We start from the raw sequence: 23,498 nt of genomic DNA on the forward strand, positions 1-23,498 counted from the left end.
AGCCTCGCGCCGGCTGCGTTACTAGCGCCGCGCGGACTGGCGCCCGCGGCGGAGCTAGCGCCCGCGGGATACCCGCTCGATCTCGGCCTTGACGATCCGCTCGACCAGCCCGGGCAGATTGTCGTCCAGCCAGGACTTCAGCATCGGCCGCAGCATCTCCTTGACCAGATCCTCGAGCGTCCGCGCATTGTTGCTCAACACCGTGTTGGCCAGCGAGTTGAAGGCCGACTCGACGGCCCGCATCGTGGTTCCCGAGATGATCTGCTGCATGGGCGCGGTCTCGATCGCCGGCGGCTCCCGGGCCGGTTCCGGCGCCCGGCTCCGCGCTTCTGTGAACTCGAGGTCGTCCTGCGGCTCGACCTTGCGGAACGACGGCGCGGCGGCCGGGTTCGGCAGCGCCATCTCGTCGGTGAGTTCGAACACGTCGGCTTCGGGCTGGACTGCGGGCTGCGGCGACGGCCTGATCTCGGCTGCGGGCGTCGCCTCGTCGAGGCTGGCGAGCAGCGAGTCGATGTCGTCCTGACTGTTGCTGGCCGCCGGTGCAGGCGCAGGCGGCGGTGATTTCGGCGCCGGCGCGGCGGCCTTCGCGGCCGGTGGCGCTGCGGGCGGCGGGCTCTTCATCGCGGGCTTGGTTGCTGGTGCTGGCTCGACCTTCGGCGCCGGCGCTGCAGCGGCGGCCGCAGGCTTCTCGGCCGCGGCCGGCTTCGCCTCGTCGTCGGCAATGATGCGACGGATCGACGCCAGGATCTCCTCCATCGAGGGCTCTTGGACCTTCGCAGGTTGCGTCATCTCCGACTCCACATCGAAACGATTTTACATCAAGCCCGAGAGGATTCGCCGGTTCCGATGATGCGGGCGGAGATTTTCGTTGATCCCGCCCGACTTGTCCCCAGATCAAGCCCGCCCGAGGCTTTGTGCAAGCTTCGTGTCGCCCAATGCAGCTTGATCACAGGTGCCGTCGCACCTGTCATCACGCTACGCCGGCGCGCCGCGAATCGCCTTGCTGCCCGACAAAACGGTATGTCAGGCCAATTATCGAATGCAAGCAAACGCGCCTGTTTGCGGTCCTGATTAACTCAGAACCACAAACATGACGCGACAAGCGATGATGATGCGAAGGTGTTTAGCGGCCGTCGGGCGTGCGTACGCCGGCCCAGTTGTCACGAACCTGCTGGTAATGCACGCTCGGATCGTAGACGTTGGTCGAAAGGCCGAGCACCTGCGGCGACAAGCGGCCAACTGCGCTCAGCACGTTATAGGACGCGACGACGCGGTCATGCTGCGCGGTGACCAGCGCGTTGCGCGCGTTGACGAGCGCCTGCTGCGCGTTGAGCACGTCGAGCGTGGTGCGCTGACCGGCCTTGGCCTCTTCGCGCACGCCGTTCAGGGCGATCTCCGACGCGGTCACCTGCGCCTGTGCCGACGCCACCTGCGACTTGCCGGCGACCAGCTGGCCCCACGCGGTGACGACGTTGGCGCGCGCCTGATCGCGGGTCTGTTCGAGCACGAGGCGCTGCTGCGCCAGCGATTCCTTGGACTGGCGGATCAGCGAATATTCCGCACCGCCCTGATAGAGCGGCACCGACAGCTGGACCGCTGTTCCCGCGCTGAATGCGCGCTGGCTGATCAGGGTCTGCTCGTACTGCTGCTGCACCGACGTTTGCAGGTTGACCGACGGGAACAGCGCACCCTCGCTGACCTTGACCTGCAGGAAGTTGACGTCGACGCCGTACATCGCCGAGGTGACGTTCGGATTCTGGGTCAGACTGAGGTCGACGGCGGACGCAAGCGTCGTTGGCAGGAAGCGGTCGACCGGCGAGCCCGGCGCGAGGTTCTGCGGTTCGTTGCCGATGATGCGGCGGAAATTCGAACGCGTCGTCGTCAGGTTCGATTCGGCGGTGAGCTGCTGGGTCTTACCTGCTGCAAGCTGCGCTTCGGATTGCGCGACGTCGGTCCGCGTCACTTCGCCGACATTGAAGCGGTCCTGGGTCTGCTTCAGCGTCTGTTCCAGCACGCGCGTGTTGCTGCGCTGAACTTCGACGATGGCGGAGTCGCGGAGATAGTCCATGTAGATCGTGGCCGCGCTCAGGATCACGGTTTGCTCAAGCACACGCAGGCCCTCGCGCGCCGCCGAGACCTGGCTTTCCGCCGCGCGCACCCTGGGCGCGGTCTGCGCGTTGAACAGCGATTGGTTGACCGTGAGGCCTGCGCTGCGCGGCGCATTGGCGCCATGGATTTGCGTGCGGACAAGATTGTTCGCGTCGCCGCCCTGTGTCGTCAGCGTATCGGTGTATTGGTACCCCGCGCTCGCCGTCAGTGCGACTTTCGGGCGGTAGCCCGACAGTGCCTGCGGAACGTTCTCGTCCGTTGACCGCACCTGCGCGCGTTGCGCGTTCAGCTGGGGATTGTTTTGGTAGGACCGCACCAGCGCGGCCTCGATTGTATCGGCGAGTGCGGGCACAGGGCCCATCTCCGCCAACAGAAGGACGGCAGTCGCAGCCGCGGTGACAACCTTCACCCCACGCATCCCCGGAAATCCAATCATTGTAGTCGCCGTCTCCCACACGCAAATCAGTCCGGCGGTCGCTTCAGTCGAAGTGAGTCCCGCCTCACCTTAGTCCGCAGCTAGGCCCAACGGAACTACCCCGCAACGGAACACGGTCGAAACTCTTCACATGGGGCAAACGGGCCACACTTCTGATTCGGAACGGGATTTTATCAGCCCTGCGCCGCAGGAGAGGGTCAGAAGACGAAGGCGGGAACTCGCTCGAATCCGGGTAAAACGGGGGCCGAGGCGTCGAACAGCTCGCGATGGCCGAAATCCCCGTGGGAGTGCGTCACCAGGGTGGCGCGCGGCGGCGGCAACAGACCGAACACCCCGACCAGCCTGCCCCCCTCCTTGAGCTGGCCGAACAGCCCGGTCGGGACGATCTCCGTGGCACCATTGAGGATAATGACGTCAAACGGGGCGCCCGCGGCATCGCCGTCGGCGGCTGCGGCCGTTTTGACGGTGATATTCCGGATCCCGAGCTCGGCGAACGCCGTGGTCGCCCTTGCGGCAAGCGCCGGATCGCTTTCGGTCGCGCAGACGTCTGCGGCAAAGCGCGCCACGACGGCGGCGGCGTAACCGGTCGCGCAGCCGACCACGAGGACGCGGTCGGTGGCCTTGATCTCGGCGGCCTGGAGCATCCGGGCGAGCAGCGCCGGCGTGATCAGGCAGCGCCTCGTCGCACCGCCCTCGGCGACATCGAGGTCGAGGTCGAGATACGCCAGCGCCTGCTTGCTGGCCGGCACGAATATCTCGCGCGGCACGGTCAGCATGGCATCGAGAATACGATCATCGGTCACGTCGCTCGGACGCACCTGACCATCGACCATATACTGGCGCGCGGTCGAAAAACCGGTCATTGGCGGAGACCCTGCAAGTCGCGGCATTGCCGCTGGAGAAGCTAGAACAGGGCCATCTTTTGGAACAAGCTCCGCCAAAACGCAACACGCCGTTGGCGGGCGATCGCGCTCCCAGAACAGGCTCGTGGCGCCGTCTATTCGATCGTGACGGCAAGCCGGCCGATCAGGCGGGCCACTTCGTCGAGATGCTCGGAATCATGCTCCTCGACGGCCTTCGCGAGTCGGCGGACGCATTCATCATCACTGATGTCAGGCGCGTCATTCGGAACGAGCGTCGGCTGCGGCATCGACAGGTCGATCAAGTTAATGGTCATCAAAATCACCTCTCAAGACCCGACGGAAGCGAGTGTTGAACGTTATTGAGTCGATTTGACGACGTTTTCGGCCTGTCCGCTGCGGACCACGGGCTTGTGATTGGCGATTTGGGGGATCGATGGGGCCAGACCAAACTGGCTCCCCGGGCTGGATTCGAACCAGCGACCATTCGATTAACAGTCACCCGGAAAACCATTTCGCGGCATTTCTTCCCATTCTCGTCATTTGGCTCATGTGCAAGAAATCGCCGCGAATCTTGCGATTTTTCGAAGCTAGATTTATCCTTTCGCTTCGTCGGGCCACATACCATTTCCCATTCAAGTGGCCCCGGAGTGGCCCCAGATGCCCAAAACTGACCATCGCGTGACGTTGACCCCGACCAAAGTGACGGGCCTAAAGCTGGCCGCGAAGGGCCAACGGTACCAAGTCATGGATGCTGTGGTCGCCGGCTTCGGCGTCCGGGTCACTGAGAATTCCCGGACCTTCATATTACGAGTGCGATACCCCGGCGGTGACAGCGCGAGCCGGCGCGAGATCGGTAAGGTGGGCAGCATCGACCTAGCCGACGCCCGCGAGAAGGCCCGGCGCTGGCGAGCATTGGTCGAGAAGGGTATCGACCCCGCCGACCAAGAGCGCCGCGATCGGGAGGCCGAGATCCTCCAGCGCAAGACCACCTTCGGCGCCGTGGTCCAGGACTTCATCGACGACAAGCTCTCGACCGAGCGCAAGGGGGCCGAATCGGAGCGCGAGATCCGTCGGGACCTTCTGCCGGCCTGGGAGGCGCTCCCGATTACCGAGATCAGCGACCTGCAAATCTCCGCCCTGATCAAAGCGAAGGGCCGGAAGAAGAACGTTGCCAAGTCCAAAGGTTCGGGTGGCAAGGTTGGCGCCCGCAACCTCCTCGCCCTTATCAAGCGGTTCTTCCGCTGGGTGGTGGCGCAGCCGGAATACGGGCTGAAAGTGTCGCCGGCCGCCAACCTCACCGCCAGCTCTATTCTTGGCGACATGCCGCGGTCGGCCACGAGGACGCTGACTGACGACGAATTCTTTGCCTTGTGGCGCGCGGCGTCCCGCATGCCCTACCCCGCCGGCCCGGTCTATCGCATGCTCTGCCTGACCGCTCTGCGGCTCAACGAGGTAGCCGACGCATCCCGGGACGAACTCAAGACCCGCGACGGCATCTGGGTCATTCCGGCTGCCCGCATGAAGGGCAAGGATAACGGCCGGAAGCAGGCGCGGCCCCATGCCGTGCCGCTGACGAAAGACATTCTCGCCGTCATCGACGACTTGCCGAAGTTCAAGGGCGGCAAGTTTTTGTTCTCAACCACGGCGGGCAAGACGGCCGTTTGGATCGGATCGAAGCACAAGCAGCGATTGGACGAGCGGATGCTTCGCACCCTGAAGGCGCTAGCGAAGGTGCGCGGCGAAGATCCCAAGCACGTCACCCTGCCCTCGTTCGTCAACCACGACATCCGGCGCACGGTGCGGAGCCACCTATCTCGGCTCAAAGTCACGGAGGAAGCCCGCGAGGCTGTGCTCGCTCATGTCCGGCCGGGCATCAAGGGCGTCTACGACCTGCATGACTATTTGGAAGAAAAGCGCGAGGCGCTCGAGCTGTGGGCGGCCCGGCTGATGTCGATCGTAGAGCCGAAGCCCCACAATGTGGTTTCGCTTCACGCTAGGTCTTGACGCTTCATTCGGCATAGGTCATATATCTAGTGTTGTTGATTCGCGGGATGCGAATCGGCGGCTGCCCTGATCACAAACGGAGGATTGGGGCCGCCTAGGCGGGATGCCGAAACATCATCGTAGGCAGAGCACTGCCCCGATGGTCGTTCAGTCTTCGGCATCCAAACCAAGCACCATTCGGCAGCGGTTTCGATCGCCGGAGAGCTTCAGGAAAATCCTGGGCCTCGCCGGCTTTTGTCGTTTGAAGAACGAGAAGGCGAGCCCGCAACCCCGGAGACTCGCAAAATGGCTGCCCGCCTTATTTCGTACGAGCAATTGAAGGCCACCAAGGGGATCGGTCTTTCAAAACTCCAATTGTGGCGACTCGAGAAGCGCAACCAATTTCCCCGGCGCGTCCGCACAAGTCCGGGCCGCTTCGCGTGGATCGAGTCCGAGATCGACGCATACATCACGCAAAAGATCGCTGAGCGCGACGCGGCCATGGTGGCAGCATGATGGGATCTCACAATCAACCCCAGATCGTCGCTTCGGTCAGAAAGTCTTCCGGTCGCGGAGAGTATCGCGTCCTGCTCCGGGATTTCAGCGATCAGACGGTCAAGTGCGAAATCAGGATCTATGAGCGCGGCCGCGACCATGATTGGGAAGCGAGCGCGCGGCACCTCGTCATCGGCCGCGAATATCTAGTTGCGATAGCCGAAGGACTACTCCGGGCCGACGCGCTTCTGAATGAGGCTGCGGCATAATGCGGCCTCATATGGAGAACCCCGCAACGCGGCCGGCGTGCGGGGCTCCGAATTCGGATCTAGCGAGCGCTTCGATCAGTTCGGAATATAAGTCACCAACGCTTCATAGTCTACAGGCGCGTCGATTGACTCGGCGCTGCGCGATCAGTCTCGCGATGGCGTCGATCGTTGCACCCCTCGTGTTCGGGGAGGCTCAACGATGAGGGGCGGCAGAAAATCCCGAGACAAGGGCAATCGCGCCGAGCGTGCGATCGTCAGATTCCTCCAAGAGCGCGGCTTTGCTGCTGAGCGCGTCCCGCTCAGCGGTGCTGCCGGCGGCTCATACCTCGGCGATTTGACTGTGCCGGTTCTCGGCGTCGATCGCGTTGCAGAGGTGAAGGTTCGCGCAACCGGTTTCAGCCAGTTGTATGCATGGCTGGAGGCTAGAGACTTATTGATTGTTCGGGCCGATCGCCGCGATCCTCTCGTGGTGTTGCCCCTCAAACTCGCTGCCGAGATCGCAGCGGAGGCGGAGGCCAGCCGTGAACGCATCTAAAGTAGACACATCGACTGCGCGCCCAATCGAAATCAAAACCCAACTCGTCCTTGGAACGATCAAGGGCGCCATCCTGCGCATTGATGAAATCAGGCAGGAGCTGATCAACGCCGGCGTTGCACTAAAAGCGGGCTACATTACGCCACAGGCAGCTCTCGACTGGGCGGAAGAGCATGCGCCGGGTTGCGTCGGGTACATACCGCCGCTCACTGGCTTGGGCATCAACCGGGACGGAGGCGTGAAATGACATTCATGCCAAAGCCGGGCGCTATTGAAGCGAGGTCTCTGCCTTGGCTCGATCTGTCGGCGCTCGATCGTCGACCCATCCCCGAACGGAAATGGGCGATCAAAGATCGGGTGCCGCTGAATCAAGCCGGGCTGTTCTCCGGAGAAGGCGGGACCGGCAAGAGCATCATCGAACTGATGAAGAACGTCGCACATGTCTCCGGGCGAGACTGGCTCGGCGCCCTGCCCGAGCCGGGAGCGGCGTTCTACATCGGCGCAGAGGATGACACGGACGAGATCCACATCCGCCTCGCCGCGATTTCAGCGCACTACGGGCTGACGTTCACGGACCTTTACGAGGGCGGGTTACATGTCCTGCCATTACTTGGCCAGGACGCCACCCTTTGCGCGCTGTCGAAGAGCGGAAAGGTCGAGGTTACAGGGCTGTATAACCAACTGTACCAAGCCGCGGGCGACCTCAAACCGAGGAACATCTCGATTGACACCCTTAGCCGCGCCTTCGCCGGGAACGAGATCGACCGCGTACAGGTCTATGCCTTTGCGATGCACATGCAGGCTCTCGCAAAGGTCGCTGGCGGTTCGGTGACAGTGCTGAGTCACCCGAGCTTGAGCGGCATCAATTCCGGTTCTGGGCTTTCCGGCTCGACCGCATGGCACGGTGCGTTCCGCTTTCGGCAATACCTTAGGGCCGCAAGCCCCGAGGATGGCGAACGGCCAGACAGCAATCTGCGCCAGCTCGAATTCAAAAAGAACCAGTATGGGCCGCTCGGTGAAACCATCGTGCTGCGATACCAGAACGGGCTTTTCCTGCCAGAGGCCGGCGTTTCCAGTCTGGACAAACTCGCGCGCGAAGCAGCCGCCGAGGACCTGTTCATGGAACTTCTGCGACGCTTCGGCGACCAGGGGCGCAACGTCAGCGATAAAGCAACGGCTAATAACTACGCACCCACCGCGTTTGCACACGAAGACCGCGCCCAAAAACTCAACCTCCGGAAGACCGACTTCAAAGCCGCCATGTCGCGCCTGTTCAGCGCGAACAGGATCTGCGTCGAGGATTACGGCAGGCCATCGCGCCCGACTTACAGGCTCACAGCCAGGACTGAGGAGCGCCGATGATCAGCACTCACCTTTTCTGGCGCAAGATAAGCGAAGCAGTCGGCAATGCACCTTGGATGCGTCCCGAAGACGCGGCGTCGATGATGGCAAGGCGGCTCGATGAGTATCAAGGACTCTGGACCTATATTGAAGCCGAGACCCGCGAGAACCCGGCAAAGCTGCGGCTGCTTAAACAGGCCGCGGCCATTCGCGATAGTGTTGCATAGCGTGTTGCATGTGTGCTGCCCCGTGTTGCATCAGCGTGTCGCCCGCCCCCCGCCTACCCATAGGCATGCGGCACGCCTGCACGCGTGCTGTACGCCTGCTCTACGGGATAGGCGTCACAGCCAGGCGGCCCAATACTTTTCCATCAGGCTCCGATTTTTCCTGCGCTCATTCCGGCCGAATACATCGCGCCGCTGATTTGCCGAGTGCGCAAACATCCGCTCTTTAGTCGGTTGTTCTAAGAAGCGCATTGAAGCGTTTTGCAGGGCTTTAACACCGCCGATTTGACAGCCGAATCTTGCGGGGCCACTACTGGGCCACATGAATTTGTCTTCAATGGCGAAAGTCGGATGTCGGCAGCTACCTCGGCAGTAACAACGATCAAGCAAACGCATCGCTCCCGTGTCACCAACGGGACTGCGCTGCTGTCTGGCGTCGATGGCCGAAGTGTGTGGGCGCGTCGGTTGCGCGACCTGATCGAGTCCCACGTCGAAGACCTTGGCGGCAATGACGCTGTAACGGCCGCCGAGCGCTCAATCGTGCGTCGGGCAGCTACATTGACGGTTGAGCTTGAGCGCATGGAGACCGTGTTTGCGGGCGCTGGCGAGGCCAGCCCAGAAGCGCTGGATCTGTACGGCCGAACCGCCGGCAATCTGCGTCGCCTGCTCGAGAGTGTCGGCCTGCAGCGCCGCGCTCGGGACATCACCCCGGATCTCCGTGACTATGTATCGGCACACTCGGCGGAGACTGCATGAACATCCTGCAGGCCTGCGCCGACGAGAAGCTCTTTGCGCCCTGGTTCAAGACGAAGTCCGACTGGGCTGCGTGGATGTCGTTCCTGGCCGCACTGTTCGCGTTGCCGATGTCGCCCGAAATGCTGGCCATCTATCAGCAGTGCACCGGCAGAACCGAGCCACCGACGTCCCCTGCCCTCGAGGCCTGGTTGATCTGCGGCCGTCGCGCCGGCAAGTCGTTCGTTCTTGCGCTGACGGCGGTGTTCCTGGCGTGCTTCGCTGAGTACCGACGCCATCTGGCTCCGGGTGAGCGCGGTGCTGTGCTCGTTATCGCCACCGATCGCAGGCAGGCCCGCACCATCATCCGATACATCCGCGCCCTGCTCCACCAGATTCCGATGCTCAAGCGCATGGTCGAGCGCGAAACGAGCGAGAGTTTCGATCTGTCGAACTCCGTGACGATCGAGGTTGCGACGGCTTCATTCAAATCGGTCCGCGGACACACGATTGTTGCCGGCCTCTGCGACGAGATTGCATTCTGGCCGACTGAGGACGCTGCGGAGCCGGACTACGAGATCCTGGACGCGCTCAGGCCCGGCATGGCGACCATTCCGGGTGCCAAGCTGCTTTGCGCTTCTTCCCCTTATGCGCGCCGCGGTGCGCTCCACGATGCGTTCAAGCGCTATCACGGCAAGGATAGCCCGGTGCTGGTGTGGAAGGCCGACACCAAGACCATGAACCCGACCGTGCCGCAGGCTGTGATTGATCAGGCCTACGAGCGCGACCCGGCTAGCGCCTCAGCCGAATACGGTGCGGAGTTTCGGAACGACATTTCCGCATTCATTTCCCGCGAAGCCGTTGAAGCATGCGTTACTCCGCAGACGCTGGAGCGCTCTCGCGTGGCTGGCGTGAGTTACAGCGCCTTCGTCGATCCGTCAGGCGGATCGTCGGACTCAATGACCTTGGCAATCGGCCATCGTCAGACGACATCAGATGGCAAGAAGTCGGTTGCTGTGCTGGATGCGCTGCGCGAGGTCAAAGCTCCGTTTAATCCGGATCAGGCCGTCACCGAGTTTGCAAGGTTGCTGCAGGACTACGGCATCCGAACGGTTCGCGGTGATCGTTACGCCGCCGAATGGGTGGTTAGCGCCTTCAAGAAGGTGGGCGTTGCATATCGGCCGGCCGATTTGTCGAAGGTTGAGATTTATCGCGATCTTTTGCCGCGGCTGAATTCGGGCGAAGTCGATTTGCTCGACAATCAGCGCCTGATCTCGCAGCTGTTGGGCCTAGAGCGGCGTACCGCGCGCGGTGGTCGCGACAGCATCGACCATCCGCCGGGCGGCAAAGACGACCTGGCGAACGCCGCAGCGGGCGTGCTGGTCTACCTGTCCAGCGCGCGGCATCAGCCGGTCTATGCCGTGCAGATGACCTACAGCTGGGGCAGCGGCGAGCCTCAGCGACGCAGGAGCAACATCCCTGATGGATTAATTACCGAAGGCGAACTCGCCGGTGGCTATGCAACGACGATGAGGTGAGGAAATGGCTTTTACAGTGGAAGACCCCAAGAGCTGGCGTGGTCGCGCTCAGCTTCACGGGACTAAACGCGGCGACCGCGTCGAATACGTCAATGGCCCGCGCGTCGGTATGTGGGTCTGGGACGGATCGAAGAACGCCCTCCTCCAAAATCTGGAGGCCAACGTCTACACCGCCAGCCTCGATGCGTTCGATCGGCTTCGCGCGAAGAAGGAAGAGCTGACTGCATCCGGTCGATTCACGCCTGTCGGCATTCGTGACGAACTCCGGAAATTTGCCGATAGCTCGGTAAAGCCGGTGCTCGAGCGCGCCCGCGGCGAGTTGGACGCTGCGCAGCGCGAGGTGCGGACGCGTCGGGCCGGCATGAAGCCGGTAGCTGCGACTACGCCTGACGATGCAGTCACCACCCTGAAGAAAATGGAAGCCCGCACGGTGCTGCGGAGTATGTCTCGGCGTGAGCTTGTCAATGTGCTGGCCGGGCCCAATCCAGATCCGGTGTTCGTCCAGGCCGCGCTTGAAAGCGCGCCGCACATGGTTGCGAACATCAACCCGGAACTTCGCAAGCATCTCGAGCAGACGGCCATCAAGACCCAGTTCGGTCCTCAGATCGAGGAATTAGACGACATTGAGCGCGCGATGAACGACGCGTCGCGCGCTGCCACCGTGGTTGCGGCGGAAGTGTCGAAAGAACTTCAGATCAGCCACGTCGCGTCCGTTGAGAAGACCGAGTCAAAGATCGCGTGATGAGCGCGTCAAATTTGCTGACCGCGGATGTACCGGCAGCGAACATCAAAACAGAAAGGAACTAAACCGATGACTGCCCTTCCCCCAGGAACCGATCACCGAACTGCTGGCGAAGCCCTCGCCGCCGCTACCGAAGCCAGCGTCAAAGCCGGCATTGTGAGACAAGCCGCGCCATTGCCGCCGGGCACAAAGGTTGGCGTCACCGTCGAACTGCCGGCAAAGAATCTTCGATCGTCTGGCGCGGCCTAATCCCACCGCACCAACGAAAACCGGGCTCTGGTGGGATGCCAGAGTCCGGTGCCGGCACTAGGAGAGATCTAGCAAATGCCAACCCTCGATAATTGCATCAACTCGATCTTTGAGCCGGGAAACATCGGCTCGAGCAGCGGCCAGCCGCCGACAACCATTCGGGTTGGAACGATCTATACGCCCGGTAACTATGATCCGGATGCGGTGACGTACTCCCACGATTTCTCAAAATTCTACAACAGCTTTGTTCATCACCACAGGGTTCGATAATGAGCGGCGCAGCAACGACGAAGCCATATAAAGACGGAAACGCTGGCTCTTTCAGCGGCCGTGAATGGGACGAGAGCGGGACGGGGACCGGGCCGTTCTCTGCTATGCCAGTGCTTAGCGACGGAGCTGGCGGGACGCTTGCAAAGGCGGAGGATGCTCCAGCTATTTCAGGCGACCAAGGCCTAGTTATTCTTGGCGTCAGGCGCGACACCGCAGCGTCAAGCTCAGGAACGGACGGAGATTACTCAACTTTCAATTTCGACTCCGCCGGCAAGCTTTGGGTTCATGCTGATGCAACTGTCACAGGCGGTATTGGCGGCGACATCGCCAATGACGCGGTCGATAGCGGCAACCCCGTCAAGATGGGATCGAAGGCAATTGCCGGCCAGTCGACCGCAACGCTAGTTTCTGCTGGGGACCGGGTCGAGAACTATGCAGGGCTCGACGGCGTCAAGCTGATGCGTCCGCATTGCGGGCTCGAAGATATCGTCACGGGCAATGCGACGGACACCTCTGGTGGTTCGATTTCCTGCATCTCGGCGCAAGGCTCCGGCGTCCGCACTTACCTGACGTCGGTCGTCCTTTGCAATACATCAGCCACAGCCATTACGGTCGATATCAAGGACGGTTCGACGGTGAAGGTCTCATTGCCTCTGCCGGCTGGCAGCGGGTGCATCTTTAACCCGCCAGTACCCATTCCAGGGACTGCCAATACTGCTTGGAATTTTGACGGCTCGGCAGCGGCAACGACCGTGACGTGCTCCATGATTGGCTTCAAGTCCAAGGTCTGAAAATGTCGCTGCAAACAATGCCTGGCGCTAGGAATTTGCTCGGACCGCTTCCGTATGTCGTGCCGTCGTCTGGCTTCCAAGCCAACTTTATGACGGGCAATGGGAACGAAACTTACATCATTGGACGGATGCGGACGTCGGATGGCAGTTCGCATACGATCGACACCACGGGTTCGTCGGCAATCGGTTGGCGTAATAACGGGGTGGTATTCTCCAGTGGTACAACTGTGCTCAACGTTGGTCTTGCCGCTGTTGACACCACGAACGGCCCTCCCGGTCGCCCGGTCAACAGTTCTGGATCGACGACGTTCGACGTTAAATGCGCCCACACGACAGCGACCACCACCCCGCCGAATAATGCCTGGACCACGAGTGTTCCGACGACGGGGTCAAAGACCATTGCAGACGGCGATCTCGTCGCCTTCGCGGTGCAGTATTCTGCGCTCGGCGGATCGGATTTTTGCCAGGTTTCATTTGGTCGAGCCGCGAGCAACAACTGTGCCCTTTTCCCCTTTGTGGGTACGTTCACCGGCTCGTTCTCAGGCGTTCAGGGCAGCGTCCCCGGGATTATCGTCGTGTTCAATGACGGTGCGATCGGCTATTTCGACGCCAGCGATGTTGTTTCGGTCTACAACAACCAGAACTGGAATAACACGTCCGGCACCAAAGAGTTCGGCCAGCTCTATCAGATGCCGTTCCCGATGAAGGTGTGCGGCATGTACGCATACATGTCGGGCAGCGGCGATCTCAATTTCAATTTATACAGCGACCCGCTCGGAACGCCTGTCGCCCAGGTCGCATTTGGATACACGAACAAGATTTCAGTGACGACAGGCAATCCCGCGTGGGCATTTGTTTATTTTCCAACGCCGTACCAGGCGGCTGCGAACCAGGTACTCGGCGCAGCTCTCCAGCCGAGCACGTCTACGAACGTTCAGCTCTATTACAAGACGATCGCCAATGCCGCGCATCGCGCGTCTGATCCATGGGGGACCAGCGGCTATGGGATCAGCAGATCATCTGGCGCATTCGCGAACACGAATTCGAGTCTCGACCACTACTATGTCGGGTTGCTCCTCAGTGCATTTGACGACGCGACCGGCGGAGGTGGTGGCGGTGGTTCAGGCGGCGTTGTAATCGGCTCATAAAGGTGCAACAGCCTATGAGCACGACAGCAAGCCAATCGGCTATGTTGGCCAAGGTGCTACTTGGCCTCGCCAAAGCGTGTTGCAGAACCGCTAACTGGCTGTCCCCTTCAGGGCATCCGACAGTGCTTTCTGTAATTGCATCGCGTCGCTTCGATCCAGGAAAAATAGGAAAGTATGTCGACTGGTCGGATCATCAGGTGCGGGAGCCTGGATCTTGACTACGAACTTACCTAGCGCCTCGGCGTCGGTCAGCGCTGTCGCGGAGCCGGGGGTAGCTTCGACGAAAATCGGGTTAACTATTTCCTTCAGACTGGCCACAATACCCTCCACAAAAAGTGGATATCTTTCGGCAACCTGGGCGAGTATGCAAGTGCCGCTCGCTCTTGCGCACTGGGGCGGCTGGCAGTATATTCACGTTATGTTCTTTAACTGCATCGAGAGCGCTTGATGAGAAACAGTCTCAAAGCAGCTCTTTTCATTGCGGCATTTTCACCTGCACTCATCAGCGTCGGCCTGGCTCGTTTGCTCTCTGGCAGCCCGTTTTGGGACGCGATTTACTACGTGTTTGCGGGCTTCTTGGGTGCGCTAGCGATAGTCTACATTTTATCCGCTCTTAAGTGGCAAGGTGAGACCTTCCCGTTCGCGGCAAAAAAGATCGAATCAAATGACGTGCTTCTGATGGGGGTTGTAGTCACTTACATTTTCCCCTTCTTTATTCGTGCGGCAGACATAACCCTTGCTACTATCGCATTACTTGCCCTGGTCGTTGGAATCATCTTCTGGTTTACGGACGCAACAGCTCCTAGTCCTTTGATGAGGATTTTTGGATATCGCTTCTACAAAGCCGAGGCGGCCAACGGCATGGTCTACACGTTGATAACGAGGAGAGAAATTCTCGATCCGCGAGATATCAAAGCGGTTAAACGCATCTCCGGCTCGATGCTCCTCGAGGAATACTGAATGGTCAATTTGTTTGCGCTGACGAGCGAGCCTGCACGTCGCATCGTGAGGATTCCAGTTTCTGCAGAAGTACAGCAGGAGGTAGCTAGCACCTTTGATGATCAAGAAACGAAATTTTGGGAGACTGGGGGAGAGCAGATTGCTTTCGATGGCAAGTACAAGCCGGACGAAGGAGAATGTCTCTTCATCGAAGACTACGACGATATCGACGGATTGCATTCGGCGGTGGCAAATCCTCTAAGTATCCCGGAAATAGAAGCCCAAGGGACTGAGTTCGAAGCTGTAAAGGCGCTCTTTGTGGGAAGGTCTGATCCGAAGCTCGTCCTGATCCAGAGCTTTGACAAACGCAAAATCATTTCGAACAGGGGGCTCTCACTATTCCTCTCTTCCAACGTCTTCAAGAAGGTCGAGGGTGTGGGCCTCACGCTGGGAACCAGTCTAGCTGCGGTTCTGAAAGAAAAGCGTCTCTCATTCTTCAGCTTCCATTCTGCGCGGCAGATGTTTGATCTGACGCAGTACTTCAAGGAAGCGACCGATGAAGATCTGCGGGTGTTCGCGGAAAGCGAGCTTTTGAAGATCGAAGATTCTTCAACATTCATCGCCTCCTCTGACAACTGGATAAGACGGAAAGTCGCCCTCGTTATGCAGAGTGGTATCCTAGACCGCTTAGAGCCTGATGCGACAAAAGAGGCCGCCAAGCACTTCGGCATCGATGTTCAAACCGAGGTGAATGGCGAGAAAATTAAGCTGATTTTGCCCTCGAATAAGGCTGAGCTGAAAAAGATTCTCCGTTTTTTAGATGAAGATTATTTCCGATCGATCCTGTCGAGCACCCCACACCTGTCAAACTCGAAGCGGCGAGTGTGAACGGCTTATTACAGGTGCGCGCCATATCGACTGACGACATAGCCGACGTCTAGCAAAGAGCCGTACGCCGCACCTGCAGGCGTTGATTGCCGGCTGACGGTCGGTCCGGGTGGTCTCACAGACCCGCCACGGCAAAGGATGCGGCGCAGATCGCTCATAGATCGTCCCGGACACCACGAAAAAACGGATGCCTCACTTTGCCCTCGGAAGATTTGGCTCGGTACTCGATCTCGGCCAGTACCTTTGGCTCGACCCAGATTCCCTTGTGCTTGATCCGCGTGGTGTAGGGCTGCGTTTTGCGGATCAGCGGCGTTAGGCGTTTGCGGAGATCGGCGGCCGAGGCCTTGTCAAAACCATGGTCGACCTTGCCGGCATAGATAAGCTCGTCGCCCTTACGGCGGCCGACGTAAATGCCGTCCCAATCGTTACCATCGAGCGCAAAGCCGGCAATGGTTAGCGTCTCGCGCTGGACGCAGGTTTTCTTCACCCAGTCGCGGCTACGGGTGCCGGTCGGATAGGCGCTGTCCGCCACCTTTGAAACGACGCCCTCATAGCCTAGTTTGCAGGCGTGCTTGAACATCTCCTGCCCGTCGACTTCGAAGCTCTCGCTGAACTGAATGGCCGTGCCAGCGATCAGCTTTTTCAGCACTGCCTTGCGTTCACGAAGCGGCAACTTTCTCAAGTCCCGACCGTTCAAATAGAGCAGATCGAACGCGACCAGAACGATCTTGGTCGACTTGCCCCGCAGCTCGTTCTGCAGCACCGAAAAATCGGTGGTGCCGTTGGCCGATGGTACGACGACTTCGCCGTCGATGATCGCCGAGCCGGCGGAGATGTGCCAGGCGTCGTCGGCAACCTTCTTGAAACGCTTGGTCCAGTCGTTACCGCGGCGTGTGTAGACCTTCACCTCCTCATGGGCGAGATGGACTTGTACGCGATAGCCGTCGAACTTTATTTCATGGTGCCAACGTGAGCCAGTCGGGACCTTGTCGATCGGCGATGCTAATGCAGGCGCTATAAAGCCGGGAAATAGCGCTTTCGTCCCGATCGCATCGGGCTTCCTCCGCTGAAACGCCACAACGCAACTCCACAAAACAATGGGTTGATTCAAACTGGCGCAGTGGCAATCGTTCCGGATGGGTCTAGCGCGAAGAGAGCGTTCTCAGGGATTTCACGTTTTGTACGTGGTGTCGTCGGGAATCTGTGCTTCGTAGTGCTTAGCTTTTTCAAGTAGTGCGTCGCGAACCGGACCTTCCGGTAAAAGCGCAGCTTGATGGCGTGCCTCTCTCGCGCATTCTGCGAGCTTGCTTGCCAAATCGTCAGCTTCGCTGCTCCTCTGCTCTGGACCGTTGACCATTGCTGAACCTCCTGTTCAGTCTCTACGGGACAACGCATGGCGCTAGCTTTCGATCCTATTGGCTGGGACAGGGAAGCGTCGTCTTGACCGACGTATTGCGTCGGAACAGTAGCGAGGTGCTAGCCCTCGTGGATTGCTGGCCGCCCTAGGGGGCGCTGTAATCGCGCCCATGAAGAACTACCCAACCAAGATCACGTTCGGCGAGATGCGCGAAACGGGGGCCACGCGCATCATCGTTTTCTGTAAAGACTACCGCTGTTCCCACAACGTCACGATGGATGCTTCCCGGTGGCCGGACGAGATGCGCCTGTCCGATCTCGAGCCGCGGTTCGTCTGCACGGTTTGCGGTAAGCGCGGATCGAACATTCGGTCGGTGGACGTGCCGCCCAAGATGGGCACTGGCTAGGTCCATCGGCGTCCCGGGCGCGCCTCCGCAGCCCGTTCAGCCAATTGCCGGACGGTGGCGCCGAACATGTACTCACGCGATTTCGAGCCCATGCATGTACGTGCTGCGATCAGCCGCTGTGCTCGTCCAAGAACTCACCTGCTGAGCTGGAACCCGTCCGCTAAACTCCGTACATAGCGCCCGGCCGCTATATTCCGACAGGCTTCCAGAATCTGGCCATCATACCTGTTCATGTGGGACGATCGTATTCCGTCGCTGTAAATGAACCCCTGTCTTCCGCTGTATCCACCGTACCCGTTCTTTGCGTTTACAAAACCGCAGACAACGGTGTCCATGCCATTCTGAAGAGCGACGAGGCCAGAGAACTGAGCCGAGTCCGGATCTTTAAGAATATCGCGCGTCGCGGATTGCGCGCGTGTGAGCACGTCATTGTCTGGCTTCGATTGCACGATAACGGGCGGTTCAGTTGTTGGTTGTGCCTGTACGACGGCAGGCGGCCGTCGAGGTTCTGGTTGTGATTGTGCTGCGGCAGACCTTGGCGCAGCGGCCTGCGCCGCCATGACTTCTGGTCTCGGCGCATCGGCCACAAGGGTGCGCTGCGAAGTCCACGTGCGGATAATGAAACCAAGTAACGACACACAAATGAGGCCCAGCACCACAACAATGATCCGCTCGAACCGGCTCATTTTAGTTAGGCCCCCGCCCTTGGCCACTCTGATCGTATCCTGAGCGCACGGCAATGAAAAGACCGGGCAGCACAGATCGATCCCGGCCAATGCGCGGTGCGATGCGATGCAAAATTGGCTATTTGCCCTTCGCCTTCAGGCCGATCTCGACTAACCGGCGGATGGCCTCTGGCCGGCCTGGAAGGTCAGCTTGGTTGCGGCGCCAGTCGTCCAGATTTTGCAGCGCATCAAGCGTCATGCGCACGTTTACGGCTTCGCTCTCGACGGCGGGCCTGCCACGCTTTGATTTTTTAGCGCTATTTATTGTTGACTTCATGATTTGATGGTGCCATAAATTAGCGAGCCGAGCAAGTGGTGGAACACTAGCCCGGCTCTAACCCAAGCCAAGGAGTGACCCATGGCCCAAGCTGTCAAACAGTCTACCACACAGCGACTCTCCACGCTCTTTTCTGATCCCTTCCTTCGCGAAGCCTTCCGCCGTGCTGAGGACGACGGCCTGACCGGCGAGATGGTCGAGGCTGAGCGCCGCCCTGCCCTCGACGGCGGCGCTGCTGTCCGCCCCGAGCTGGAATTGGCTTGAGGTTGGCAGCCATGCGCAAGCAACCTCCCGACTTCCAAGATAGGCTCGAGCGGATCAAAGCTCAGCAGTCGCACGAGAACGCCTTTCGGCGACTAGAGAAGGATGGCAGCACGTCGACTGCTAATGTCAAACGCCGTCTGGCGTTGATTGCCGATGAGCGCCTGATCCGCGGCTCCGAGGTGTTGAAGGCCTGCCGATCAGATCGGGCCATGCTCGATTTCTGCGTGACCCACGCCATCAGCACGGACTGGGTGTTCTACGGCGACCTTAAGGGCCTTCTGCGTACCGTGCGGGACGCCAGATCTGTAACGCCCGACGCCGAGCAGGCGCAGTCGCAGGAGGTGGCGGCTCTCTTCCGGCAACTGACACCCCATGACCGCGGCCGCCTTCTCAACGGTCTCCGCAACATGACCGGGGCACCATCCAAGCGGGGGCCGGCAGCATGAGCGAGATCGACACTTATGGCGTCCAAGAAGTCTTCGTTGAGGCCTTGGCGCGTGTGGAGCGGATTGGTCCAAACCGCCGGCTCGTCTTCGTGATCACTGCGCCCAACAGCAACGGCGCCCGCGATCAGGTTGCCGTCGTGAAGGTTGCGATGTCAGCCGAGGCCTCCTTTCAGGCGGCTCAGGCGATGCTTAGCGACGGCGGAGAGGCTGTCTTAGGCCTCATCGTGCCGGCCTCCACAGCCTGGGCGAATTAGGGAGGGATGACAGAATGATCGCCAACAACACGATCGACGACTGTGAAGCCATCGTCAGCCACGCCACGCTGCTCTGCGTGCTAACGACCGCCCCTGACGCGGAGACCTGTTTAGACCAAATGAACCGCGTGTTGTGGCTCATCGTTGAGCACGCTCAGGCCATCCAGTCGCGAGAGGCAACAGCGCTGCCGCGGCCGGTCCTGTCGGTGGTACGCCGTCCCGACCCGCGCGATCGGGCCTAACGAAAAAACGCCGCCGGTCTCAGAAATACATGCCCGGCGGCGTTCATTCCAAAACCTGGGCCCTGAAAATTCCCAAGCGCGAGCAAACGTCAATGCCTGAGCCCGCGTTGCTATTTTTTAGCGGGCCTCCCGGTTCAAGGCCCGCGGGTTTGGACGCGAGGCGGTAGGAACCTTTTGTGTTTTTCTGCCTAAAGCGATTTGGGGGCGGCTTTTCGTTTGTGGAGATGGAAAAATGATAAAGCCTGTCCGTCGCTGGACCGCTGAAGAAATCGAAAAGCTAAAAGCTATGGCGGGCAAACTACCCGCCGGCAAAATTGCCGAGCAATTGGGCCGCGGGCCTATGTCCGTTGCAGTGAAGGCGCACCAGCTCAAGGTCTCTTTGCGAACGCGCGGCGACAGTTCTTCGACCAAACCCCCATAGCAGCGGGCGCCGCGGGAACAAGTGGCAATGTCGGGAGTCATCATGCGCTCCCGCGATCTGGTTGCCCCCCGACCGGGAGTTTAGAGCGGCCTTGGCGTTCCCCGCGCCAGGGCCGCCATCTTATTGTGCTGCATTGCCATGGCTCAGGAACAAGTGACAGGGGGCCGATGAGTGCCTTCATTGCTCCCGGAGACCAGACCGAGCTTAGTGGTAGTGGCTTTTCGTTGTTCACGCTGCCGGGCCTCCCAGACCGGCGAGGTTCCCCTTCCCCACCCCTGGCGATTCTGGTCGATCAAATTTTCTTGTGGCCCCCAATGTGGCCCCAACCCGAAATCGTCGTTTTCGTCTGATTTAGATTTGAGGGCCAAGTGCTTGATTGTGCTTGGCTCCCCGGGCTGGATTCGAACCAGCGACCATTCGATTAACAGTCGAATGCTCTACCGCTGAGCTACCGAGGAATAGGCGAACATCTGTTCGCGAGCGGGCAGCGTATAACAAAGCCTTTCGGCCTTGCAAAGAACCAAATCGCCCCTCCAGCGAAACTTTACCGGGGACCGTAAATCTCTGCGTTACAAGGGTTTAACCATTCCTCCGCGCGGTGCGTGCCCGGCCGCCGCCCTTGCGGGCACCTGAAACACCGCCAGCGCGGCGATCGCGCCGCGGCTGCGATTCTGGTCTCGGGCACCACCGCCCGGCTTCGCCGCGCAAGCCGGCAGGCTATCGCCCGCCGATGGCAACGATGAACAGCGCGGTCGCGGCCAGCGAGGCGATGGTCCGCACGTGGTTCCAGAAGGTCCAGTCGGTCAGATAGCGCGCCCAGACAGATGCCGCCGACGTGCCCGCAGGGTCAGAGGCCGCAAGCTGATCGTTCAGCGGCACATTGAAGGCGACCGTGACGACGAACATGCCGACCACGTAGAGGGCGCCGCCGCAAATCATCGCAATCGCGCCCGGCTCCTGCCATCTGAGCCCGCCGAGCACGACCAGCACGGCGCAGGACAGCGTGGTGCCGAGGAACACCGGCATGAACGGCGAGCGGACGATATCGGCATTGATCGCGTTCATTGCCGAGATGCCGGCGGCCTGATCGATGCGGTCGAGCGCGGTCATGACGAAAGCCGAGAACGCGAAATAGAGCCCGGCGAGCAGGCCGCAGCCGAGCGCGGAAAACCACAGCAGGGCCGAGGTCAGGATCTGGCGCATCGTTCCGCCTCCAAATGCGAGATATACTCGTATTTGTGAAATGCGATAAACTCTCGTATTATGGCCGTCAACCCCGATCGCAGGGAAGCGAGAGATGTCGAGACGAAAGGCCGCGGCCGTGGAAGTCCCCCTCCCCGGGCTGGCGCGGCTTGCCCCGACCCAGCAGCGCAGCCGCGAGCGCTTCGAGCGCATCCTTGCCTGCGCGACCGAGATCATGGCGGAAAAGGGCAGCGAGGCCTTCCGCATGAGCGACGTCGTCGCGCGCAGCGGCGTCGCATTCGGCTCGCTCTATCAATATTTCCCGGACAAGGCCGCGATCATCGGCACCCTGGCCGAACGCCATAACGCGGTCGGGCGCGATTGCGTCAGGCGCGATCTGGCCACGGTGACGACCGCGCGCGACCTGCACCCGGCGCTTTGCCGGATCGTCGACAGCTACTACGAGATGTTCATGCGCGAGCCTGTCATGCGCGACATCTGGCAGGCGACGCAAGCCGACCGCGCCCTGCAGAAGGTCGATGCGGACGACATGGCCGTGCTCTCCGGCCTGCTGTCCGACGCGGTCAGGCGGATTGCGCCCGGCATGCCGACTGCCGCCTTCGCCACCTTTTCAGCACTGATCATGACGCTGATCGCAGCCGCCGTGCGTCACGCGATCATGCTGCCACCGAGGAAGGCGCGGCAGGCGCTGACGCAGTTCAAGACCATGCTGCCGCACGACCTCACCGGACTGACGTAACGGCGCGCAGACGTCGGGAATTTCCTCCGGCTCGAGGCGATAGACAGCGGGCGTAGGCGATTTGCGCTGTCCGGGAGCTGCCCGCAGCGCCCAACAGTGCCCACTGGTGAGACCATGTCAGCAAGAGCCGAGGATCGAGGTGGCATGCGATCAACAAGTATCCCGCGATGCACGGCCTCATTGTCACGGCTCCCTAAAACTTCTGCGATATTTGACGGCTATGAGGATTGCCGGGAATTCCGGGCGGAGTTTTTCGCAAGATGTGATCTGTCTCACATGAGGTGCGGCCACGCCGACCTAGGTTCCCGAAGGGTCACCAACGATTTGTTAACCAACACGGGCGCCATCGTTCTTTTCATAAAATTCGAACGAATCGCTCAATCCGGACCGAAGACAGTTTTGCGACCATGGCGCTCTCGAACCTCGGAGAGCGCGATGAGCGAAGTCGAATTTGATCTGCTGCTGGACGCCGTGCGAACGGCGATCGCGCCCATTGCTCAGGAGGATTTCGTGGCTCAGCCCTCGCCCCGCATTCAGCCGCCACCGCGCGCGGCCAATGACAACCAGGCGCCGTGGCCGCTGATTCCGTTTCCTGAAGGTTGGTACGCCGCGAGCTAATGCGGCTTCTCATTGATTGGCTGCAAGCCATTGATGAGATGAGTGGAGGCCACGACCAGAATTGAACTGGTGTACACGGTTTTGCAGACCGTTGCGTAACCACTCCGCCACGTGGCCCCTTGCGGCGGACTTCATATACGGCCTCTCTCCGATAGGCAACCGAGCCGGAAGGTAAGGTGCCCCTTGTTTGAGCAAGATCCTTCCGGAAGACCGCTTCGCGCTTTTCCGGATCAGGCTCTAGCGCCGGCGCCTCCGGAAATCCCGCTTCTTCGGTTTGGGCGCCAATTCCGGCAGTTTGGCCTGCACTTCCCGGAACCTCGCCAGCATCCGCTCGAAACTGCCTGACAACGTTGCGGCAATATCCGGCCGCTTCTCCAGCCCCGCCAGCAGGATCGCGGCCGCCTCGATGGTGGACAGGCCGTCGCGGCGCGGTTCCCGCCGCAGTCTGCCGTAGAGCGAGGGCCGTTTCGGCCCGAGAATCACCCGTTGGCACTTCAGCATCCAGGCATTGCGCCACCACAGCGCCTTGGCCTGGCTCCAGGTGCCGTCGAGCAGCACGATGCCCTCGATGTCGGCCAGGATGGCGCGCTGATGCGGCTCCAGCTCGCCCTTGCGGTTGATCGCGACGATCTCGGCATCGGTCTCGAGGTCCTCGACCTTGGCGGAGCCGAGATAGAGCACCGCCCAGCGCGACGGATCGGGCACCGGCCGGCCCAGTGCCTTGGCAAGGCTCGGCCAGGACAGCCCGATCCGGACCACGGCGTTCTCGAAATGCCGCGCCAGCAGTCGCGCGGTGCCCAGCGCCCTGTCCTGCTCCTGCGGATGGATCAGGATCAGGAGCTGGACGCGGCTCTCGATCGGCGTGACGCTGTCGCAGATGCACAGCGGCAACGGCTTGCCGCAATGCGCGCACTCCTCGATCTCGGCGACGATATCGGTTTTTGCTTCGGTCGGTTCGGACATCGCTCCGCTATACGCTTGCAATCGTGCAATT

33 protein-coding genes and 2 tRNA genes are annotated in these 23,498 nt (G+C 60.6%); 22 read left to right on the forward strand and 13 right to left on the reverse strand.

From position 1 onward, the window contains the following. Nucleotides 1-54 precede the first annotated feature (54 nt). From ACVWY5_RS17305 to ACVWY5_RS17320, 4 genes are all read right to left on the reverse strand, one after another. The gene (locus ACVWY5_RS17305) at nt 55-789 is read right to left on the reverse strand and encodes a PopZ family protein (protein ID WP_028331945.1); all 735 of its coding nucleotides are present in this window, start codon (nt 787-789) and stop codon (nt 55-57) included. 334 nt (nt 790-1,123) lie between these two features. After that, the gene (locus ACVWY5_RS17310; protein WP_028331944.1) at nt 1,124-2,527 is read right to left on the reverse strand and encodes a TolC family outer membrane protein; all 1,404 of its coding nucleotides are present in this window, start codon (nt 2,525-2,527) and stop codon (nt 1,124-1,126) included. A 215-nt stretch (nt 2,528-2,742) separates the two neighbouring features. Further along, nucleotides 2,743-3,408 (reverse strand): protein-L-isoaspartate O-methyltransferase family protein, encoded by a 666-nt coding sequence (locus tag ACVWY5_RS17315; protein ID WP_028331943.1) that lies wholly within the window; start codon nt 3,406-3,408, stop codon nt 2,743-2,745. A gap of 134 nt (nt 3,409-3,542) precedes the next feature. Continuing rightward, the gene (locus ACVWY5_RS17320; protein ID WP_028331942.1) at nt 3,543-3,722 is read right to left on the reverse strand and encodes a hypothetical protein; all 180 of its coding nucleotides are present in this window, start codon (nt 3,720-3,722) and stop codon (nt 3,543-3,545) included. 343 nt (nt 3,723-4,065) lie between these two features. On the opposite strand from ACVWY5_RS17320, the gene ACVWY5_RS17325 reads away from it, so the two are divergent. The 12 genes from ACVWY5_RS17325 (at nt 4,066) to ACVWY5_RS17380 (ending at nt 13,725) form a co-directional block, all read left to right on the forward strand. Beyond that, on the forward strand, nt 4,066-5,412 hold the full coding sequence (locus tag ACVWY5_RS17325; RefSeq protein WP_080666929.1) for a site-specific integrase: 1,347 nt from the start codon (nt 4,066-4,068) through the stop codon (nt 5,410-5,412). Between the two features lie 285 nt (nt 5,413-5,697). Further along, the gene (locus ACVWY5_RS17330; protein ID WP_028331940.1) at nt 5,698-5,907 is read left to right on the forward strand and encodes an AlpA family phage regulatory protein; all 210 of its coding nucleotides are present in this window, start codon (nt 5,698-5,700) and stop codon (nt 5,905-5,907) included. Beyond that, nucleotides 5,904-6,155: a hypothetical protein gene (locus ACVWY5_RS17335; protein ID WP_028331939.1), complete on the forward strand. Its 252-nt coding sequence runs from the start codon at nt 5,904-5,906 to the stop codon at nt 6,153-6,155. The genes ACVWY5_RS17330 and ACVWY5_RS17335 overlap by 4 nt, the downstream gene beginning before the upstream one ends. A gap of 199 nt (nt 6,156-6,354) precedes the next feature. Then, nucleotides 6,355-6,690, forward strand: coding sequence for a hypothetical protein (locus ACVWY5_RS17340; protein WP_028331938.1), 336 nt, complete (start codon nt 6,355-6,357; stop codon nt 6,688-6,690). After that, nucleotides 6,677-6,937 (forward strand): hypothetical protein, encoded by a 261-nt coding sequence (locus tag ACVWY5_RS17345; protein WP_028331937.1) that lies wholly within the window; start codon nt 6,677-6,679, stop codon nt 6,935-6,937. Before ACVWY5_RS17340 ends, ACVWY5_RS17345 begins: the two co-directional genes overlap by 14 nt. Beyond that, entirely contained in the window at nt 6,934-8,052 is a 1,119-nt protein-coding gene (locus ACVWY5_RS17350; RefSeq protein WP_051375993.1) for an AAA family ATPase, read from the forward strand. Before ACVWY5_RS17345 ends, ACVWY5_RS17350 begins: the two co-directional genes overlap by 4 nt. Next, the gene (locus ACVWY5_RS17355; protein ID WP_321177273.1) at nt 8,049-8,258 is read left to right on the forward strand and encodes a hypothetical protein; all 210 of its coding nucleotides are present in this window, start codon (nt 8,049-8,051) and stop codon (nt 8,256-8,258) included. Before ACVWY5_RS17350 ends, ACVWY5_RS17355 begins: the two co-directional genes overlap by 4 nt. 462 nt (nt 8,259-8,720) lie before the next feature. Then, nucleotides 8,721-9,011 (forward strand): hypothetical protein, encoded by a 291-nt coding sequence (locus ACVWY5_RS17360; protein WP_456671680.1) that lies wholly within the window; start codon nt 8,721-8,723, stop codon nt 9,009-9,011. After that, nucleotides 9,008-10,525: a terminase large subunit domain-containing protein gene (locus ACVWY5_RS17365; RefSeq protein WP_063616699.1), complete on the forward strand. Its 1,518-nt coding sequence runs from the start codon at nt 9,008-9,010 to the stop codon at nt 10,523-10,525. The genes ACVWY5_RS17360 and ACVWY5_RS17365 overlap by 4 nt, the downstream gene beginning before the upstream one ends. A gap of 4 nt (nt 10,526-10,529) precedes the next feature. Then, entirely contained in the window at nt 10,530-11,267 is a 738-nt protein-coding gene (locus ACVWY5_RS17370) for a hypothetical protein (protein ID WP_321177274.1), read from the forward strand. A 518-nt stretch (nt 11,268-11,785) separates the two neighbouring features. Beyond that, the gene (locus tag ACVWY5_RS17375) at nt 11,786-12,577 is read left to right on the forward strand and encodes a hypothetical protein (RefSeq protein WP_028331934.1); all 792 of its coding nucleotides are present in this window, start codon (nt 11,786-11,788) and stop codon (nt 12,575-12,577) included. Between the two features lie 2 nt (nt 12,578-12,579). Beyond that, on the forward strand, nt 12,580-13,725 hold the full coding sequence (locus tag ACVWY5_RS17380) for a hypothetical protein (protein ID WP_321177275.1): 1,146 nt from the start codon (nt 12,580-12,582) through the stop codon (nt 13,723-13,725). 90 nt (nt 13,726-13,815) lie between these two features. Here the strand turns inward: ACVWY5_RS17380 and ACVWY5_RS17385 are convergent, their stop codons facing one another. After that, the gene (locus ACVWY5_RS17385) at nt 13,816-14,043 is read right to left on the reverse strand and encodes a hypothetical protein (protein ID WP_321177276.1); all 228 of its coding nucleotides are present in this window, start codon (nt 14,041-14,043) and stop codon (nt 13,816-13,818) included. Nucleotides 14,044-14,172: 129 nt separating this feature from the next. Here ACVWY5_RS17385 and ACVWY5_RS17390 point away from each other — a divergent pair, with 129 nt between their 5' ends. Together ACVWY5_RS17390 and ACVWY5_RS17395 are read left to right on the forward strand one after the other, a co-directional pair. Next, a complete protein-coding gene (locus tag ACVWY5_RS17390) occupies nt 14,173-14,685 on the forward strand; it encodes a hypothetical protein (protein ID WP_028331931.1) in 513 nt (170 codons plus the stop codon). Then, complete coding sequence (locus tag ACVWY5_RS17395; RefSeq protein WP_028331930.1) at nt 14,686-15,552, forward strand: Kiwa anti-phage protein KwaB-like domain-containing protein; 867 nt, start codon at nt 14,686-14,688, stop codon at nt 15,550-15,552. A gap of 154 nt (nt 15,553-15,706) precedes the next feature. Here ACVWY5_RS17395 and ligD read toward each other — a convergent pair whose 3' ends face one another. Beyond that, a complete protein-coding gene (gene ligD / locus ACVWY5_RS17400; RefSeq protein ID WP_028331929.1) occupies nt 15,707-16,630 on the reverse strand; it encodes a non-homologous end-joining DNA ligase in 924 nt (307 codons plus the stop codon). Nucleotides 16,631-16,723: 93 nt separating this feature from the next. Further along, nucleotides 16,724-16,909 (reverse strand): hypothetical protein, encoded by a 186-nt coding sequence (locus tag ACVWY5_RS17405; RefSeq protein ID WP_321177277.1) that lies wholly within the window; start codon nt 16,907-16,909, stop codon nt 16,724-16,726. Between the two features lie 169 nt (nt 16,910-17,078). Between ACVWY5_RS17405 and ACVWY5_RS17410 the strand changes: the two genes are divergently transcribed. Beyond that, nucleotides 17,079-17,315: a hypothetical protein gene (locus ACVWY5_RS17410; protein ID WP_051376011.1), complete on the forward strand. Its 237-nt coding sequence runs from the start codon at nt 17,079-17,081 to the stop codon at nt 17,313-17,315. Nucleotides 17,316-17,449: 134 nt separating this feature from the next. Here ACVWY5_RS17410 and ACVWY5_RS17415 read toward each other — a convergent pair whose 3' ends face one another. Then, nucleotides 17,450-18,001, reverse strand: a complete 552-nt coding sequence (locus ACVWY5_RS17415; RefSeq protein ID WP_321177278.1) for a hypothetical protein — start codon at nt 17,999-18,001, stop codon at nt 17,450-17,452. A gap of 118 nt (nt 18,002-18,119) precedes the next feature. Next, nucleotides 18,120-18,317 carry a hypothetical protein gene (locus tag ACVWY5_RS17420; RefSeq protein WP_321177279.1) on the reverse strand — a complete coding sequence of 66 codons (198 nt, stop codon included), beginning with the start codon at nt 18,315-18,317 and terminating at the stop codon, nt 18,120-18,122. 81 nt (nt 18,318-18,398) lie between these two features. Here ACVWY5_RS17420 and ACVWY5_RS17425 point away from each other — a divergent pair, with 81 nt between their 5' ends. The 5 genes from ACVWY5_RS17425 to ACVWY5_RS17445 all read left to right on the forward strand — a co-directional run bounded on the left by ACVWY5_RS17425 (nt 18,399) and on the right by ACVWY5_RS17445 (nt 19,944). After that, nucleotides 18,399-18,581, forward strand: coding sequence for a hypothetical protein (locus tag ACVWY5_RS17425; protein WP_028331927.1), 183 nt, complete (start codon nt 18,399-18,401; stop codon nt 18,579-18,581). 11 nt (nt 18,582-18,592) lie between these two features. Continuing rightward, a complete protein-coding gene (locus ACVWY5_RS17430; RefSeq protein WP_028331926.1) occupies nt 18,593-19,027 on the forward strand; it encodes a hypothetical protein in 435 nt (144 codons plus the stop codon). Then, on the forward strand, nt 19,024-19,281 hold the full coding sequence (locus tag ACVWY5_RS17435) for a hypothetical protein (RefSeq protein ID WP_028331925.1): 258 nt from the start codon (nt 19,024-19,026) through the stop codon (nt 19,279-19,281). The genes ACVWY5_RS17430 and ACVWY5_RS17435 overlap by 4 nt, the downstream gene beginning before the upstream one ends. 14 nt (nt 19,282-19,295) lie before the next feature. Beyond that, on the forward strand, nt 19,296-19,523 hold the full coding sequence (locus ACVWY5_RS17440) for a hypothetical protein (protein ID WP_028331924.1): 228 nt from the start codon (nt 19,296-19,298) through the stop codon (nt 19,521-19,523). A 232-nt stretch (nt 19,524-19,755) separates the two neighbouring features. After that, complete coding sequence (locus tag ACVWY5_RS17445) at nt 19,756-19,944, forward strand: SANT/Myb-like DNA-binding domain-containing protein (protein ID WP_321177280.1); 189 nt, start codon at nt 19,756-19,758, stop codon at nt 19,942-19,944. Nucleotides 19,945-20,327: 383 nt separating this feature from the next. Here ACVWY5_RS17445 and ACVWY5_RS17450 read toward each other — a convergent pair. Both ACVWY5_RS17450 and ACVWY5_RS17455 read right to left on the reverse strand, forming a co-directional pair. Next, a tRNA-Asn gene (locus ACVWY5_RS17450) sits at nt 20,328-20,402 on the reverse strand. 259 nt (nt 20,403-20,661) lie between these two features. Beyond that, nucleotides 20,662-21,147, reverse strand: coding sequence for an anthrone oxygenase family protein (locus tag ACVWY5_RS17455; protein ID WP_028331923.1), 486 nt, complete (start codon nt 21,145-21,147; stop codon nt 20,662-20,664). Between the two features lie 94 nt (nt 21,148-21,241). On the opposite strand from ACVWY5_RS17455, the gene ACVWY5_RS17460 reads away from it, so the two are divergent. Together ACVWY5_RS17460 and ACVWY5_RS17465 are read left to right on the forward strand one after the other, a co-directional pair. Next, nucleotides 21,242-21,886: a TetR family transcriptional regulator gene (locus ACVWY5_RS17460; RefSeq protein WP_028331922.1), complete on the forward strand. Its 645-nt coding sequence runs from the start codon at nt 21,242-21,244 to the stop codon at nt 21,884-21,886. A 435-nt stretch (nt 21,887-22,321) separates the two neighbouring features. Continuing rightward, nucleotides 22,322-22,504: a hypothetical protein gene (locus ACVWY5_RS17465; protein ID WP_024584196.1), complete on the forward strand. Its 183-nt coding sequence runs from the start codon at nt 22,322-22,324 to the stop codon at nt 22,502-22,504. Nucleotides 22,505-22,547: 43 nt separating this feature from the next. Here the strand turns inward: ACVWY5_RS17465 and ACVWY5_RS17470 are convergent. Both ACVWY5_RS17470 and ACVWY5_RS17475 read right to left on the reverse strand, forming a co-directional pair. Then, a tRNA-Cys gene (locus ACVWY5_RS17470) sits at nt 22,548-22,621 on the reverse strand. Nucleotides 22,622-22,741: 120 nt separating this feature from the next. Next, the gene (locus ACVWY5_RS17475) at nt 22,742-23,467 is read right to left on the reverse strand and encodes a tRNA-uridine aminocarboxypropyltransferase (RefSeq protein ID WP_028331921.1); all 726 of its coding nucleotides are present in this window, start codon (nt 23,465-23,467) and stop codon (nt 22,742-22,744) included. Nucleotides 23,468-23,498 lie beyond the last annotated feature (31 nt).

Source organism: Bradyrhizobium sp. USDA 3256 (assembly GCF_054058275.1).

Coding starts and splice junctions, on each gene's coding strand:
- ACVWY5_RS17305 (WP_028331945.1), bottom strand. CDS start 789: ATGACGCAACCTGCGAAGGTCCAAGAGCCCTCGATGGAGGAGATCCTG.
- ACVWY5_RS17310 (WP_028331944.1), bottom strand. CDS start 2,527: ATGCGTGGGGTGAAGGTTGTCACCGCGGCTGCGACTGCCGTCCTTCTG.
- ACVWY5_RS17315 (WP_028331943.1), bottom strand. CDS start 3,408: ATGACCGGTTTTTCGACCGCGCGCCAGTATATGGTCGATGGTCAGGTG.
- ACVWY5_RS17320 (WP_028331942.1), bottom strand. CDS start 3,722: ATGACCATTAACTTGATCGACCTGTCGATGCCGCAGCCGACGCTCGTT.
- ACVWY5_RS17325 (WP_080666929.1), top strand. CDS start 4,066: ATGCCCAAAACTGACCATCGCGTGACGTTGACCCCGACCAAAGTGACG.
- ACVWY5_RS17330 (WP_028331940.1), top strand. CDS start 5,698: ATGGCTGCCCGCCTTATTTCGTACGAGCAATTGAAGGCCACCAAGGGG.
- ACVWY5_RS17335 (WP_028331939.1), top strand. CDS start 5,904: ATGATGGGATCTCACAATCAACCCCAGATCGTCGCTTCGGTCAGAAAG.
- ACVWY5_RS17340 (WP_028331938.1), top strand. CDS start 6,355: ATGAGGGGCGGCAGAAAATCCCGAGACAAGGGCAATCGCGCCGAGCGT.
- ACVWY5_RS17350 (WP_051375993.1), top strand. CDS start 6,934: ATGACATTCATGCCAAAGCCGGGCGCTATTGAAGCGAGGTCTCTGCCT.
- ACVWY5_RS17355 (WP_321177273.1), top strand. CDS start 8,049: ATGATCAGCACTCACCTTTTCTGGCGCAAGATAAGCGAAGCAGTCGGC.
- ACVWY5_RS17365 (WP_063616699.1), top strand. CDS start 9,008: ATGAACATCCTGCAGGCCTGCGCCGACGAGAAGCTCTTTGCGCCCTGG.
- ACVWY5_RS17370 (WP_321177274.1), top strand. CDS start 10,530: ATGGCTTTTACAGTGGAAGACCCCAAGAGCTGGCGTGGTCGCGCTCAG.
- ACVWY5_RS17375 (WP_028331934.1), top strand. CDS start 11,786: ATGAGCGGCGCAGCAACGACGAAGCCATATAAAGACGGAAACGCTGGC.
- ACVWY5_RS17380 (WP_321177275.1), top strand. CDS start 12,580: ATGTCGCTGCAAACAATGCCTGGCGCTAGGAATTTGCTCGGACCGCTT.
- ACVWY5_RS17390 (WP_028331931.1), top strand. CDS start 14,173: ATGAGAAACAGTCTCAAAGCAGCTCTTTTCATTGCGGCATTTTCACCT.
- ACVWY5_RS17395 (WP_028331930.1), top strand. CDS start 14,686: ATGGTCAATTTGTTTGCGCTGACGAGCGAGCCTGCACGTCGCATCGTG.
- ACVWY5_RS17405 (WP_321177277.1), bottom strand. CDS start 16,909: ATGGTCAACGGTCCAGAGCAGAGGAGCAGCGAAGCTGACGATTTGGCA.
- ACVWY5_RS17410 (WP_051376011.1), top strand. CDS start 17,079: ATGAAGAACTACCCAACCAAGATCACGTTCGGCGAGATGCGCGAAACG.
- ACVWY5_RS17415 (WP_321177278.1), bottom strand. CDS start 18,001: ATGAGCCGGTTCGAGCGGATCATTGTTGTGGTGCTGGGCCTCATTTGT.
- ACVWY5_RS17420 (WP_321177279.1), bottom strand. CDS start 18,317: ATGAAGTCAACAATAAATAGCGCTAAAAAATCAAAGCGTGGCAGGCCC.
- ACVWY5_RS17425 (WP_028331927.1), top strand. CDS start 18,399: ATGGCCCAAGCTGTCAAACAGTCTACCACACAGCGACTCTCCACGCTC.
- ACVWY5_RS17430 (WP_028331926.1), top strand. CDS start 18,593: ATGCGCAAGCAACCTCCCGACTTCCAAGATAGGCTCGAGCGGATCAAA.
- ACVWY5_RS17435 (WP_028331925.1), top strand. CDS start 19,024: ATGAGCGAGATCGACACTTATGGCGTCCAAGAAGTCTTCGTTGAGGCC.
- ACVWY5_RS17440 (WP_028331924.1), top strand. CDS start 19,296: ATGATCGCCAACAACACGATCGACGACTGTGAAGCCATCGTCAGCCAC.
- ACVWY5_RS17445 (WP_321177280.1), top strand. CDS start 19,756: ATGATAAAGCCTGTCCGTCGCTGGACCGCTGAAGAAATCGAAAAGCTA.
- ACVWY5_RS17455 (WP_028331923.1), bottom strand. CDS start 21,147: ATGCGCCAGATCCTGACCTCGGCCCTGCTGTGGTTTTCCGCGCTCGGC.
- ACVWY5_RS17460 (WP_028331922.1), top strand. CDS start 21,242: ATGTCGAGACGAAAGGCCGCGGCCGTGGAAGTCCCCCTCCCCGGGCTG.
- ACVWY5_RS17465 (WP_024584196.1), top strand. CDS start 22,322: ATGAGCGAAGTCGAATTTGATCTGCTGCTGGACGCCGTGCGAACGGCG.
- ACVWY5_RS17475 (WP_028331921.1), bottom strand. CDS start 23,467: ATGTCCGAACCGACCGAAGCAAAAACCGATATCGTCGCCGAGATCGAG.